At 65.6% G+C, this 14,276-nt stretch carries 13 protein-coding genes; 5 read left to right on the top strand and 8 right to left on the bottom strand.

Annotated features, from left to right (window positions below):
* Positions 1-72 precede the first annotated feature (72 nt).
* From ACODSK_RS23175 to ACODSK_RS23165, 3 genes are all read right to left on the bottom strand, one after another.
* The gene (locus tag ACODSK_RS23175) at positions 73-1,110 is read right to left on the bottom strand and encodes an NADP(H)-dependent aldo-keto reductase (protein ID WP_489019424.1); all 1,038 of its coding nucleotides are present in this window, start codon (positions 1,108-1,110) and stop codon (positions 73-75) included.
* Positions 1,111-1,185: 75 nt separating this feature from the next.
* Positions 1,186-2,142, bottom strand: coding sequence for an aliphatic sulfonate ABC transporter substrate-binding protein (locus ACODSK_RS23170; RefSeq protein WP_489019423.1), 957 nt, complete (start codon positions 2,140-2,142; stop codon positions 1,186-1,188).
* Positions 2,143-2,160: 18 nt separating this feature from the next.
* The gene (locus ACODSK_RS23165; protein WP_489019422.1) at positions 2,161-3,126 is read right to left on the bottom strand and encodes an ABC transporter substrate-binding protein; all 966 of its coding nucleotides are present in this window, start codon (positions 3,124-3,126) and stop codon (positions 2,161-2,163) included.
* A gap of 243 nt (positions 3,127-3,369) precedes the next feature.
* Between ACODSK_RS23165 and ACODSK_RS23160 the strand changes: the two genes are divergently transcribed.
* From ACODSK_RS23160 to ACODSK_RS23145, 4 genes are all read left to right on the top strand, one after another.
* A complete protein-coding gene (locus tag ACODSK_RS23160; protein WP_489019421.1) occupies positions 3,370-4,560 on the top strand; it encodes an acyl-CoA dehydrogenase family protein in 1,191 nt (396 codons plus the stop codon).
* On the top strand, positions 4,557-5,504 hold the full coding sequence (locus ACODSK_RS23155) for a D-isomer specific 2-hydroxyacid dehydrogenase family protein (RefSeq protein WP_489019420.1): 948 nt from the start codon (positions 4,557-4,559) through the stop codon (positions 5,502-5,504). The genes ACODSK_RS23160 and ACODSK_RS23155 overlap by 4 nt, the downstream gene beginning before the upstream one ends.
* A 30-nt stretch (positions 5,505-5,534) precedes the next feature.
* Positions 5,535-6,335 carry a class II aldolase/adducin family protein gene (locus ACODSK_RS23150; RefSeq protein WP_489019419.1) on the top strand — a complete coding sequence of 267 codons (801 nt, stop codon included), beginning with the start codon at positions 5,535-5,537 and terminating at the stop codon, positions 6,333-6,335.
* A 184-nt stretch (positions 6,336-6,519) separates the two neighbouring features.
* Positions 6,520-8,667, top strand: a complete 2,148-nt coding sequence (locus ACODSK_RS23145; RefSeq protein ID WP_489019418.1) for a TonB-dependent receptor — start codon at positions 6,520-6,522, stop codon at positions 8,665-8,667.
* On the opposite strand, the gene ACODSK_RS23140 is transcribed toward ACODSK_RS23145, so the two are convergent.
* From ACODSK_RS23140 to ACODSK_RS23120, 5 genes are all read right to left on the bottom strand, one after another.
* Positions 8,668-8,859 carry a co-regulatory protein PtrA N-terminal domain-containing protein gene (locus ACODSK_RS23140; protein WP_489019417.1) on the bottom strand — a complete coding sequence of 64 codons (192 nt, stop codon included), beginning with the start codon at positions 8,857-8,859 and terminating at the stop codon, positions 8,668-8,670.
* A 202-nt stretch (positions 8,860-9,061) separates the two neighbouring features.
* Positions 9,062-10,183: an agmatine deiminase family protein gene (locus ACODSK_RS23135; RefSeq protein ID WP_489019416.1), complete on the bottom strand. Its 1,122-nt coding sequence runs from the start codon at positions 10,181-10,183 to the stop codon at positions 9,062-9,064.
* A 39-nt stretch (positions 10,184-10,222) separates the two neighbouring features.
* Positions 10,223-11,311: an extracellular solute-binding protein gene (locus tag ACODSK_RS23130; protein ID WP_489019415.1), complete on the bottom strand. Its 1,089-nt coding sequence runs from the start codon at positions 11,309-11,311 to the stop codon at positions 10,223-10,225.
* Positions 11,308-12,216 carry an N-carbamoylputrescine amidase gene (gene aguB / locus ACODSK_RS23125; RefSeq protein WP_489019414.1) on the bottom strand — a complete coding sequence of 303 codons (909 nt, stop codon included), beginning with the start codon at positions 12,214-12,216 and terminating at the stop codon, positions 11,308-11,310. The genes ACODSK_RS23130 and aguB overlap by 4 nt, the downstream gene beginning before the upstream one ends.
* A gap of 5 nt (positions 12,217-12,221) precedes the next feature.
* Positions 12,222-13,274: an agmatine deiminase family protein gene (locus ACODSK_RS23120; protein ID WP_489019413.1), complete on the bottom strand. Its 1,053-nt coding sequence runs from the start codon at positions 13,272-13,274 to the stop codon at positions 12,222-12,224.
* Between the two features lie 135 nt (positions 13,275-13,409).
* Here ACODSK_RS23120 and ACODSK_RS23115 point away from each other — a divergent pair, with 135 nt between their 5' ends.
* Positions 13,410-14,273, top strand: coding sequence for a LysR family transcriptional regulator (locus tag ACODSK_RS23115; RefSeq protein WP_489019412.1), 864 nt, complete (start codon positions 13,410-13,412; stop codon positions 14,271-14,273).
* Positions 14,274-14,276: the final 3 nt, after the last annotated feature.

Below are 14,276 nucleotides of genomic sequence, written 5' to 3'. Positions count from 1 at the left end.
GTGGGCCCACTAGCGTAATCGCGGGTGAACCCGCTCCCACAGGGTCATGCAGTGACTACACGAACCTGCACCTCAAGGCGCCGGATTCGGCTGCTGCACATGGATCGCCTCGATCCCCTGCAGCAGTTCCTCGGTCAGCTTGACCTCGACACTGCCCAGGTTGCTGTGCAACTGCTCCAGGGTGGTGGCGCCGATGATGTTGCTGGTCACGAACGGCCGGCTGGTGACATAGGCCAGGGCCAGTTGCGCCGGGTCTACGCCATGGGCCTTGGCCAGGGCGACGTAACCCTGGGTGGCCTTTTCCACCTGCGGGTTGTTGTAGCGCTGGAAGCTATCGAACAGGGTCAGGCGGCCCTTCGGCGGTTGCGCGCCGTTCAGGTACTTGCCCGACAGCACACCGAAGGCCAGCGGCGAATAGGCCAGCAGGCCGATCTTCTCGCGAATCGAGATTTCCGCCAGGCCCACTTCGTAGCTGCGGTTGAGCAGGCTGTAGGGGTTCTGGATCGACACTGCCCGCGGCCAGCCCCGGGTTTCGGCCAGGTGCAGGAAGCGGTGCACGCCCCATGGGGTCTCGTTGGACAGCCCGATCTGGCGGATCTTGCCGGCCTTGACCAGGTCGTCCAGCACTTCGAGGGTGTCCTCGATGGCGGTGGCTTCGTCGCTGGCGTCATGCACGTAGCCCAGCTGGCCGAAGAAGTTGGTCTGGCGGTCCGGCCAGTGCAGTTGGTAGAGGTCGAGATAATCGGTTTGCAGGCGCTTGAGGCTGTCTTCCAGGGCCGCGGTGATATTGGCCCGGTTCAGGCGGGCATCGCCGTTGCGGATATGGTCGATGCGGTGCGGACCGGCCACCTTGCTCGCCAGTACCCAGTTGTCGCGACCGCCGAAACGGGCGAAGTAGTTGCCGATGATGCGCTCGGTCTCACCGTAGGTTTTTGCGATCGGCGGTACCGGGTACATCTCCGCGGTGTCGATGAAGTTGACCCCGGCCTCGCGGGCCACCTGGAGCTGTTCGAAGGCCTCGGACTCGCTGTTCTGCTCGCCCCAGGTCATGGTGCCGAGGGCGATGGCGCTGACCTGGATTCCACTGTTGCCGAGTTGACGCTTTTCCATGAAGCACTCCTTTTTCGAAACGGCTAAGGCCGCCGCTACCCGAACGGCAGCGGCGGCCTGTATTCGGTTACAGCATCAGCGCGCGACGGGCTTGAACAGCTCCACGGCGCTGGCATCGATCTTGCGCGGCAACAGGCCCTGGGCAAAGAACACATCGGCAATCTGCTGCTGCTCGGCGAGGTTGTCGGCCTGCACCGGTTGCACATCATAACTGCGTCGGCCGTTGGCTTGCTCGACCGTCGCGACATCGAGGTTGCCCCACAGCGGCCCGAGCACCTTGGCCGCGTCGCTGGGGTTGGCCTTGATCCACTTGCCGGCACCGCTCAGGGCGCGATACAGGGTGTTCAGCACCTGCGGATGGGCCTTGGCGTAGTCGCTGGAGGCCAGGTAGTAGCGCTGGTAGCTGGACAGCCCCTGGCCATCGCTGAGCACCCGCGCATGCTGCTGGCGCTGGGCGCTGGCGACGAACGGATCCCAGGTCACCCAGGCGTCGACCTTGCGGTTTTCGAAGGCGGCGCGACCGTCGGCCGGAATCAGGTAGGCCGGCTGGATGTCACTGAAGTTCAATCCGGCCTTGGCCAGGGCCTGGATCAGCAGGTAGTGGCTGCCGGCGGCCTTGGTCACGGCAACCTTCTTGCCCTTGAGGTCGGCCAGGCTTTTCAGCGGTGAATCGGCCGGGACCAGGATGGCCTGGGCCAGGGGCGACGGGGTCTCGCGGGCGAAATAGGTCAGTTTCGCCCCGGCCGCCTGGGCGAATACCGGCACGGTATCGGCGACATCCGCCGACACGTCGACATTGCCCAGGTTCAGCGCCTCCAGCAGCGGCAGGCCGCTGGCGAACTCATGCCAGGTCACGTCGATGCCCTGGGCCTTCAGTTCCTTCTCCAGGTTGCCCTGGGCCTTGAGCAGGGTCAGCAGGGTCGAGGACTTCTGGTAGCCGATGCGCAGGGTCTCAGCGCTGGCGGTCCCGGCGAGGCTGGCACCCAGCACCACGGCAGCGGCCAGTTGGTAAATGCGTTTGAACGGAATCATGGCGGCGAGGCTCCGGGATCAGGGGGTCTTGGTCAGTTGTGCGGTGGCCGGCAGAACGAAGCCGCTGGCGAAGGTCGGGGCCACGTCGAGGCGCGAGGCGATCAGGCCGTGGGCCTGGTAGAAGTCGGCGGTTTCCTGTTGTTCAGCGATGGTTTTGCCGTCCACCGCCTGCCAGCGCAGTTGCCGGCGCTCGAATTGCAGGCGCGCCGCTTCCACCGGGAAGCCGATGATCTGCGCCAGGGTCTTCGAGTAGCTGTCGAGGTTGTGGTTGGCCCAGTCCTGCGCCTTGGCCAGGCGCGTCAGGTAATCCTGCAGGGCGGCGCGGCGCGCCGGATCGGCCAGGGCCTTGTCGGTGGCGGCAAGAAAGCTGTTGCCGCTGGACAGGCCACGGCCATTGACCAGCACCCGGCCCTGCCCGCTCAGCTCGGCCAGTGCGGTGTAGGGTTCCCAAGTGGCCCAGGCATCCACCGAGCCATTGGCCAGGGCCACCTTGGCATCCACCGGGCCGAGGAAGCGGAACTCCACGTCCTTCTCGCTGAGGCCGGCGCTGACCAGGGCTTTCAAGGCTATGTGGTGGCCGATGGAGCCGCGCCCGGTGGCGATGCGCTTGCCCTTGAGGTCCGCGGCGTTTTGCAGCGGTGAGTCCGGCCGTACCAGCACGGCGGTGCCATAGGCATCGGACTTGTCCACGGCGATGGCCTTGACCTGGGCCCCGGACGCCAGGGCAAACAGCAGCGGCGCGTCGCCGATGATCCCGGCATCGATGGCCCCGGCGTTCAGCGCTTCGGCAAGCGGTGCAGCGGCGGGGAATTCGGCCCAGCGGATGTCATAGGGCAGGTCCTTGAGGCCATCGGCGGCTTCCAGCTGGGCGCGCATATTGCCCTTCTGGTCGCCGATGCGCAGTTCGACGCGTTCGGCGGCGAAGCTCGGGCTGGCCAGCAGCAAGGCGGCGCCCAGGGCCAGGATTCGGGTGAAGGGGATCATCGCGACGCTCCTCAAGGCTGGATCTCAGCCTGTTGTCAGGTTCCGGGTTCCATCCGCTGTACGACGCGGAATGTGAGGCGACTGTAGCGAGTCGAGAATAATCAGTGAAATGCATTTTGGTCATAACCTAATATGCGAACAACTTTTCATATCCGCGATTAGCTTAGAACCAGAAAGAATTTTACAGCGCCACTCACCACGCATACGGTCATAAGCCCTGCCGTCTTATGCAATGAGTGCCTGATGAGCCAGTCTTCCGCCAATACCGTTCCGCTGCACCGGCCGACGCCGTCGGTGCCCCCTCAGGACCTGGAGCCGGTCCTTGCGAACATCACCCGCGAACTAGCCGCCAGCGCCGCCGGGTTCGACCGCAGCGGCGAATTTCCCGCCGCCAACTTCGCCGTGCTGCAACGCCATGGCCTGCTCGGCCTGACCGTGCCGAAAAACCTGGGTGGCGGCGGCGCCGACCTGCCCACCGCGCGCAAAGTGATCGCCGCCGTGGCCAAGGGCGAGCCCTCCACCGCGCTGATCCTGGTGATGCAGTACCTGCAGCATTTCCGCCTGCAGGACGACCAGCGCTGGCCGCTGTACCTGCGTGAGCGCCTGGCCCGCGAAGCGGTGGAGAAAGGCGCATTGATCAATGCCTTCCGCGTCGAACCGGAACTGGGCACCCCGGCCCGCGGCGGCCTGCCGGCCACCACCGCACGACGCACCGCCGAGGGCTGGCGCCTGTCCGGGACCAAGCTCTACTCCACCGGCAGCCATGGCCTGGAGTGGTACCTGGTGTGGGCGCGCAGCGATGATGTCGATCCGCTGGTGGGCGGCTTCCTGGTGCACAAGGACAGCCCCGGGATCAGCATCGTCGAGGAGTGGGACCACCTCGGCATGCGCGCCACATGCAGCCATCGGGTCGAGTTCGACAATGTGCTGCTGCCGCTGGACCATGCCGTCGCCGTGAGCCCGGCCAGTGCCCCACGCGCCGAGCTGGATGGCGAGGGTCTGGTGTGGATGGCGGTGCTGCTGTCGAGCATCTACGACGCCGTGGCCCAGGCCGCTCGCGACTGGCTGGTGGGCTTCCTGCGCGAGCGCACCCCGTCCAACCTCGGCCAGCCCCTGGCCAGCCTGCCGCGCTTCCAGGAGCGGGTCGGGCGCATCGATACCCTGCTGTTCAGCAACCGCACCCTGCTCGACGCCGCCGCAGCCGGCCTGGTGTCCGCGCAAAACGCCGGGCAGCTCAAGCAGCAGGTCACGCAGAACGCCATCCAGGCGGTGGAGCTGGCCATCGAGGCCACCGGCAACCCCGGCCTGTCGCGGCACAACCCGCTGGAGCGGCATTACCGCGACGTGCTGTGCAGCCGCATCCATACCCCCCAGGACGATGTGGTGTTCCATGGCACCGGTCGCGCCGCCCTCGACGCAGGAGTCACCCCATGAGCGCCATCAGTGTGATCGCCAGCCAGCTGGATCCGCAGGCCAACGAATTCATTCGCCAGCAGTTGCCGGGGCATCGGGTGCTGGACCTGAGCCCGGAGCAGTTCAATGCCGAACGCGCCGACGTGGTGATCCTGCGCCCGGTCAACGTCCGCGGGCGCCGGGTCGACGAGGCACCGCGCGGCTGGCCCTGGTCGCTGCGCTGGGTGCAGCTGCTGTCGTCCGGTATCGATTTCTACCCGGACTGGCTGTTCCAGGGCCCGCCGGTAACCAGCGGCAAGGGCAGCAATGCCGAGCAGGTCGCCGAGTTCGCCCTGGCGGCGATCTTCTCGGCGGCCAAGCGCCTGCCGGATATCTGGGTCAAGGACGATGACTGGAGCTTCAGCTCGTTGCAGCCGGTGCGCGGCAAGACCCTCGGCATTCTCGGCCTGGGCAGCATCGGCAAGAGCCTGGCGACCAAGGCCAATGCCCTCGGCCTGCGGGTGATCGCCCTGGGCCGTCCCGGCCAGGTGCTGGACGCCGGAGGCGTAGCGGTGGAAGCGGTGGCCGATCTCCAGCAACTGTTCGCCGAATCCGATCATCTGGTGCTGGCCGCGCCGCTGACCGCACAGACCCGTGGCCTGATCGACCGCGAGGTGCTGGCCCACGCCAAGCCCGGCCTGCACCTGATCAATATCGCCCGCGGCGGCCTGCTCGATCAGCAAGCGCTGCTCGAAGCCCTCGACGCCGGGCTGATCGGCCGGGCGACCCTGGATGTCACCGAGCCCGAGCCGCTGCCGGCGGGCCATCCGCTGTACAGCGATCCACGGGTGTTCATCTCGCCGCATACCTGCGCGCTGTCCACCGATGGGGTCCGCGACTTCGCCGTGGATTTCGTCGAAAACTTCCGCCGCTATCACCAGGGCCAACCGCTGCGCAACCTGGTGGATCACCAGCGTGGCTACTGATCTTCCCTACGAATTCCAAGGAGTAGCGCAATGACTGCCGTATCCGTTCTCCCCGTCTCATCCGACTCCAGCAACGTGCGCCAGCGGGTCAGCGCCGAAGAATGGGAGGTGCGCGTCAAGCTCGCCGCCGCCTACCGCCTGGCCGCGCTGTTTCGCTGGACCGACCATATCTACACGCACTTCTCGGCGCGGGTGCCGGGGCCGGACGAGCATTTCCTGATCAATGCCTTCGGTTTGCTGTTCGATGAAATCACCGCGTCCAACCTGGTCAAGGTGGACGTCAACGGCACCATCATCGACGACCCGCTGGACCTGGGCATCAACCAGGCCGGCTACGTGATCCACAGCGCCATCCACCGTGCCCGCCCGGACCTCAAGGCGGTGCTGCACACCCACACCCGCGATGGTGCGGCGGTGTCGGCGCAGCGCGACGGGCTGCTGCCGCTGTCGCAGCACGCCCTGGCCTACTACAGCCGGGTCGCCTACCACACCTACGAAGGCGTGGCCCTGGACCTGGACGAGCAGGAGCGGCTGGTCGCCCACCTGGGCGAGAGCAATATCCTCATCCTGCGCAACCATGGGCTGCTGACCGGAGGAATCAGCGTCGAGCACGCCTTCCGCGAGCTGCACGGGCTGGAGCGCGCCTGCAATATCCAGATCGCGGCGCAGGCCGGCGGCAATGCCGATCTGTTGTTCGCTCCGGAAGCGGCGATCGAGAAGGTCAAGCAGCAGACGGCGGCCTTTATCGATGGCAACAGCCCGGGGATCCAGCGGCATTGGGATGCGTTGATCCGCCAACTGGATCGTGAGGGCGACGATTACAAACATTGAGCTTTGTGTAGCCGGGACCGCTGCGCGGTCCTTCGCGAGCAAGCTCGCTCCCACCGGAATCTGCCTTGTCCTGTGGGAGCGAGCTTGCTCGCGAAGGCCTGCAAAGCAGGCCCAAAACCTGCCACACCGAACCTACTGACCGACCCCACTCAGGGAGGAACCCAAAAAAAGCCAGGAAGCCAACATGCCCAAACCCGCCTTGCGCCACGCCCTACCGCCGTTGTTGCTGTCCCTCCCCCTGAGCGCCCTCGCCGCCACCGAACCGGCCCAGGACGAACGCCTGCCCAGCGTCACCGTCACCGCCGAGCACCGCCAGGAAAACCTGCAGAAAACCCCGGTGGCAATCAGCGCCTTCGATGAAAACAGCCTGCGCGACCAGCAGATCAACAACATCCGCGACCTCTCCGGCCGGGTGCCGAACCTGACCCTGTCGCGCCAGTCGATCTCCTACAGCGCACAGACCTACGGCATCCGCGGCATCGGCGAGACCGACCCGATCCAGGAAGCCGCAGTCGCCGTGTACGCCGACGACCTGTACATCCCCCGGGCGATCTCCTCGATGCTCGACTTCAACGATGTCGAGCGCGTCGAAGTCCTGCGCGGCCCGCAGGGCACCCTGTACGGGCGCAACAGCGCCGCCGGGGCGATCCGCGTGATCACCCGCGACCCGGACCAGAAGACCCGCGCCTTCGTCGAACTCGGCGCCGGCAACTACGATGCGCGCAACGGCCGCCTGCTGGTCAGCGGGCCGCTGGTGGACGACACCCTGTTCGCCAGCTTCTCGGCCCTGCGCCTGAGCCGCGACGGCACGGTGTACAACCGCACCCGGCACAAGGACGTCAACAACGTCGATATCCAGTCCTACCGCGGCAAGCTGCGCCTGGCCCCGGTGGACTCGGCCTGGGACACCCAACTGACCCTGGCCGGCACCTTCGACCGCGGCGATACCACCAGCTACTCGCCCTTCGACCCGAGCAACGGCCACTTCGACAAGTTCAAGACCTACAGCAGCCTCGACCCGAAGAACCGCCTCGACCAGGGCAGTGCGGTACTGCGCTCGATCTATCACTTCGACGATGAGCTGAGCTTCAAGTCGGTCACCGCCTGGTCGGCCTTCGACCAGCCGGTGGACTACGACAACTCGGGCGAAGCCAACGTCGGCAACGCCGCGCCGACGCAGAACAACCTGATCCGCTACAAGCAGCGCTACGCCACCCAGGAATTCCAGCTCAACGGCGAGTACGAGCGCTTCAACTTCACCCTTGGCGCCTACCTGTACAAGGAGCGCTTCCGCGCCGAACGCGACAGCCTGACCTACTCGGTGGCCGCCGACCGGGTCAATGCCAGCGGCCAGTACAGCACCACCGATACCGAAAGCTACGCGCTGTACGGCCAGGGCACCTACAAGCTGACCGAGCGCCTGTCGCTGACCGCCGGCCTGCGCTACACCGCCGAGCACAAGAACTTCGACTACAAGAACTACGCCATCACCACCGCACGGGACATCACCGGCCTCAACTTCGAGGCCGAAACCAGCGAAAGCTGGGCTTCGTTCAGTCCCAAGCTGGGCCTGGAATATGCCTGGAGCGACACACTGACCCAGTACGGCTACGTGGCCAAGGGCTTCAAGGCCGGCGGTTTCGACAACCGCGCACCGACCCGCCTCGCCGCCTTGCAGGGCTTCGATCCGGAAAACGTCATCACCTACGAAACCGGGCTCAAGGGCGACTACCTGGACGGCCGCCTGCGCAGCAACGTCGCGGTGTTCTACAACGACTACAAGGACTTGCAGACCAACGCCTGGGACCCGGCGATCAGCGCCAACCTGCGCACCAACGTCGGCAGCGCCCACAGCTACGGGGTAGAACTGGAAAACACCGCCCTGCTCAGCCGCGACCTGACCCTCAAGGCCAATATCGGCTACCTCAAGGCGCAGTACGACGACTTCAAGAACGCCGCAGGACCGGGCGTGGATGCGGATGGCAACTGGATGGTCTTCGCCCCGCGCTGGAACCTGGCGCTGGGGTTGAACTGGACGGTACCGGTGGATGTACCGGGGGCGCTGGTGGCGGGGACCGACTGGCAGTTCCAGACCAAGTCCTACGCCAACGCGGTGAATGGCGATATCTATGAAGTGCCGGAGCAGAGTTTCTGGAACGCCACCACCAGCTACAGCAGCGGCGACGGTCACTGGACCACCACCCTGGCGGTGAAGAACCTGCTCAACCGCGCGTATCCACAAAGCATTGCGTATTCGGCGGCGAGCAGTACGGCGTATTACTCGGTGAACGATCCGCGGACCATCACCCTGAGCGTGCGTTACGACCTGTGATCAGGAATCGCGCTTGTCGGTGGTCGACTGCGGGGCTTTCTTGTCGGCTACCGCCTGCTGCGGAGCGTCTTTTTGTTGTGCCTGCTGGAATTGCGCATGCCATTCGGCGACCCGGTCGCTGCCGCCTTCTGCATGGGCCAGGACTGGCAGGGCGAAAAGGATGGAGAGGGTTGCGGCTTTGAACATGGACATGGGGTAAGACCTTTGCTTGGGAAAACGGATTGCGTTTGCCCGGGCATTGTCCGAAGCCGTGATTAACCGGGAATTAAGTTCCGGGTTCCTGGTTGTTCTTTCGGGCCTAATCGCCGGCAACGCCGGCTCCCACAAGGTTTGCGTACACCGCCGAACCTTGTGGGAGCCGGCGTTGCCGGCGATGAGGCCTGAGAGAACGACACTAGACCCAAGGCAACTGATGCGTCACACAGTGAATCCCCCCGCCACCCGCCGCGACGGCATCGATATCCAGCGCTACAACCTCACGATCCGGGTACAGCTCTTCGAGTAATCCACGCGCCTTGCGATCCGCCCCGGCATCGCCGAACTGCGGCATAAGCACCGCGCCGTTGATCACGAAGTAGTTGATATACCCCGCCGCGAAATCCGGGTTGTCCCGACTGAACCGGCTCTTGCGCGGCTTCAGCGGCGGCGACAGCAAGTGCACCTCAAGCTTGCGCCCATCAGCATCGGTGGCGTTGCGCAGGATCTCCAGGTGCCGCTGGGTCACCGCATGGTCATAGGACTCGGGGTCGGTATCCAGGTTGGCCACCACCACCCCGGGGCGAACGAAACGGGCATAGAAATCCACATGGGCATCGGTGATGTCCTTGCCGCGAATCCCCGGCAGCCAGATGATCTTGCGCAGGCCCAGGCACGCCTTGAGCTCCTCCTCGACCTGGGCCCGGCTCCAGCCTGGATTGCGGTTGTCATTGACCCAGCAGCTCTCGGTCATGATCCCGGTACCATGGCCATCCACTTCGATCCCGCCCCCCTCGCCCACCAGCTCGCAGCGCCGATGACGTGCGCCGACCTCGCGGGCCATCAGCGCGGCGATCCGTGCATCACTGGCATGGCGCTGCTTGTTGCCCCAGCCGTTGAAGTTGAAATCCATGGCGGTCAGCGCACTGCCGTCCTCGGTCACGAGGAAGTTGGCGCCGATATCACGCATCCAGATGTCGTCCAGCGCGGTTTCGATAAAGCGCACGTTGCTGCCGCCACACAGTTCCTCGGCCAGCTCCCGCTCCTCGGCCCGGCACAGCACGGTCAGCGGCTGGAAGCGGGCGATGGCGCGGGCGATACGGCCAAGGGCTTCCTGCACATCGCCGGTGAAATCCTCCCAGATCGCCTCCTGGGCGCCGAAGGCGATCCAGGCATGGCGCTGGCGCTCGCCTTCGTCGGGCATGAACCACTCGTCTTCGCTGGCGGCAAAGGCACGCAGAGGATTCAGCCCGGCGCAGGCGGCCAGGCCGAGGCTACCGGCAATGGACAACTGGTGGATGAACTGGCGGCGGGTTGGCATCGTTGACTCACTCGTTTCGGTTGGATTGCACCGCCGGGATCAACCGGCAGTCTTGAACTTGGTCCAGGCACGCATCCGCGCGCGCATGGCCGATTGCGGGATGTCCTTGCCCGGAATCAGGCGCTGGAAGGCGCTTTCATCAGGATAGATATCCGGGTTGTCGCGCATCTTCGGGTCGACCTGCGGTCGCGCCTTGGCACTCGACGTCGGGTAGCCGGTGGTGGTGCTGATGGCCGCCATGTTCTCCGGGCGCATGACGAAGTTGATGAAGGCATAGGCGTACTCCGGATGCTTGGCATCCACCGGGATCGCCATGTTGTCCATCCACACCGTGGTGCCCTCGCGGGGAATGCGGTACTGGAAGCTGACCGGCTTGCCGGCGGCATCGGCGGCGCGCTGGGCCTGGGTCATGTCGCCGCTGTAGCCGAGGGACAGGCACAGGTTGCCATTGACCAGGTCGGTGACCGGCTGCGACTGGAACTTGCGGATATACGGCCGCACCTTCATCAGCAGCTCGCTGGCCGCCGCCAGGTCCTCGGGCTTGGCGCTGCGCGGTTCACGGCCAAGGTAGTTGAGCACCACGGCCAGCACCTCGTCCGGCGAATCGATCACCGAAATGCCGCAGTCGGCGAACTTCGCCGCCAGCTCCGGCTTGAACAGCAGGTCGAGGCTGTTCACCGGGGCGTCGGGCACACGCTTGCGGATCTGCTCATCGTTGTAGGTCAGGCCGATGCTGCCCCAGGTATAAGGCACGGTAGCCGCCGCCGAATGCGGGTAGTGCTCGCGCAGTTTCTGCAGGCCCGGCTCGATATCCGCCAGTGCGACCAGTTTCGACTGATCGAGCTTTTGCAGCGCACCGGCACGCATCAAGCGTTCGGCCACGGTGTCACCGGGGAAAATCAGGTCATAGCCGCTGCCGGAAGTCATCAGCTTGGCTTCCAGCACCTCGCTGCTGTCCATCACGTCGTAGATCACCTTGATCCCGGTTTCGGCGGTGAAGCGCGCCAGGGTGTCCTCGGCGAAATAGTCGGACCAGTTGTACAGGCGCAGGGTCTTGCCCGGATCGTCGGCCTGGGCCGTGCCCACGGCCAGGCCGAGCAGCGTGGCGCACAGCCAGCGGCGGCTCATTGCGCACCTCCGCGATGCCAGATGCCGTCGCGGCTGCCATCCAGGCCCAGCAGGGCGCCGTACATTTCCGGACGGCGGTCACGGAAGATGCCCCAGGTCAGGCGCTCCGCGCGCATCGCCGCCAGGTCGAGGGTGCGCATGATCACGCCGGGCGTATCGCGGTCGGCCTCGGCCAGCAGCTTGCCCTTGTGGTCGCTGATGAAGGACGAGCCGTAGAAGTCCATGTGCAGTTCGGCGTCAGTGGTCGCCACCTCGCGGCCAATGCGGTTGGACGCCACCACCGGCAGCAGGTTGGCGGCGGCGTGGCCGCGCATGGTCATCTGCCAGTGGTCGCGGGAGTCGAACTGCGCCGCGCCGGGCTCGGAACCGATGGCAGTGGGGAACAGCAGCACCTCGGCGCCCATCAGCGCCAGGCTGCGCGCGGTCTCGGGGAACCACTGGTCCCAGCAGATACCGATGCCGAGACGGCCGAAGGCGGTATCCCAGACGCGGAAACCGGTATCGCCGGGGCTGAAGTATTCCTTCTCCTGGTAACCGATGGCGTTGGGGATATGGGTCTTGCGGTAGACCCCGAGCAGGCGGCCATCGGCATCGGCCACGCTCAGCGAATTGAAGTAGGCATTGCCGGCCTTCTCGTACCAGCTCAGCGGCAGCACCACGCCCAGCTCCCGGGCCAGCGCGGCGAAGCGCTGGAGCAGGCGGCTGTGGCGGTATTCCTCGGCCAGGGCCAGGTGCTTGTGATCCTGCTCGATGCAGAAATACGGAGTGGCGAACAGCTCCTGCAGAAGGATGACCTGGGCGCCCTGGGCGGCGGCGTCGCGCACCAGCTGTTCAGCGCGGTCGAGGTTGGCGGCGAGGTCCCAACTGCATGGCATCTGGGTCGCGGCGATAGTGAGCATGGTCATGGTGCTTACCCCTTCAGTGGCCAGGCCGGTTGTTGTTGGGTGATGCAGTGCACGCCACCGCCGCCATGGGCCAGGTGCTCGATGCGCACCGGTACTACCTCGCGCCCGGGGAAAGCCCCGGCCAGCACGCTGGCAGCCTCGCGGTCGGCCTCGATGCCGTAGGCCGGCATGATGATCGCGCCGTTGGCGATGTAGAAATTGGTGTACGAAGCACAGAACACTTCGGCCTCCGGGTCCACCGCCGCGCTGGCTTCATACAGGTCGATCAGCTCGAACGAACGCCCCTGGGCATCCCGGGCCAGGGACAGGGCGCGGCGGTTTTCCCGTACCACCTCGGCGTACACCGAGTCGCGGTCATGGGTGGCGTCCACCAGCAGCACGCCGGGACGAGCGAAGGCGCAGACACCATCGACATGGCCGTCGGTCATGTCGCCGGTGACGTACTGCGGATCGCCCGGCAGCCAGATGGTCTTCTTGATTCCCAGCAGGCGGGCGAAGATTTCTTCGGCCTCGGCCTTGTCCAGCCCCGGGTTGCGGTTGGGATTGAGCAGCACCGACTCGGTGGTGATCAGGGTGCCTTCGCCATCGACATGGATGGCCCCGCCTTCATTGGCCAGCCAGGTGCCGAAGCAATCCACGCCGAGCCCATTGAGCAGGCGCCGGGCCAGGCTCTCGTCGAGCCCGTGGGCCGACTTGCCGCCCCAGGCATTGAAGCGCCAGCTGACCCCGGCCAGGCCGTGCTGCGGGTGAGTGATGAAGGTCGGCCCGGAATCGCGGCACCAACTGTCATCCACCGCCTGCTCGATCAGCTCGATATTGGCCCCGCACAGCTCGGCGGCACGGGCCCGGGCGCTGGGGTCGACCACCAGCTTGACCGGCTCGAAGCGGGCGATGGCATTGGCGACCCGGGCGAAATCCTCCTGCACCTGCTCCAGGCGCACGCTCCAGGTGCTTTCCCACAAGGCACGGTTATGCGGCCAGACCATCCAGGTCGCCGCATGGGGCGCCCACTCCGCGGGCATCATCCAACCACTGCTTCGATCGCCGTTGCACAGCATGCTCAATCCACCTTCAGTTAAGTATTTTTTATGACTGAAATCCGCGACTGCGGAATGGATGTCATGCTATGTCGTCGCTTGAGCGGCAACAAACGATGGATTTAGCCGACAACTGATTAGCAGGACTTATCGATCATGCTCAAACACTGGCCACCCCTGAACGCCTTGCGCGGCTTCGAGGCCGCCGCCCGCCTGGGCAGTTTCCACAAGGCCGCCGAGGAACTGCACCTGACCCAATCGGCGATCAGCCAGCAGATCCGCAGCCTGGAGAGCTTTCTCGAACAGCCGCTGTTCTATCGCAGCGGGCGCAGCGTCAGCCTCACCGACGCCGGGCATGACCTGCTCAGCACCACCCAGGCCATGCTGCAACAGTTGTCGGTGGGTATCCGTCGACTCGACCAGTACCGCAAGCCCAACCAGCTGGTGGTCAACACCACCCCGGCCTTCGCCCGCCACTGGCTGCTGCCGCGCCTTGGTACCTTCCACCGCGACCACCCCGAGGTGGACCTGTGGCTGTTCACCACCTACGAAGCCCCGGACATGGCCAGCCAGACCGTCGACCTGTGCCTGCGCGACGACCTCGAACCCCAGGCCGAGTGCAGCCACGAAGTGCTGCTGCAAGACCACCTCTACCCCGCCTGCCACCCCGACCTGCTCGACCAGCCGGCGACCGCGCGCACCACCCTGCATGGCGAGCGGGAGATGGACTGGAGTCGCTGGTCGGTGCTGGGCGGCGAGGATGTCGGGCAGCGCACCCACGGGCTGAATTTCTCCGATCCGGGCTTGCTGCTGGATGCGGCGTGCGAGGGGCACGGGATTGCCCTGGTCAGTCAGTTGCTGGCGGCGCGGTCTTTGGAGAAAGGTGTGCTGCGAGCACTGAGCGAGCGGCGTGTGGCGGGAGTGGAGTGGGTGTGCCTGGTGCACCGGGACAGCGAGAAGAGCCCGTTGACGCGTTCGTTCATGGGCTGGCTGAGAGGGGCCCTGGCGGTCGGAAGATAACCG

The sequence above is a fragment of the Pseudomonas sp. FG98 genome (genome assembly GCF_057808595.1).
This window is presented reverse-complemented; position numbering and strand designations above follow the sequence as displayed.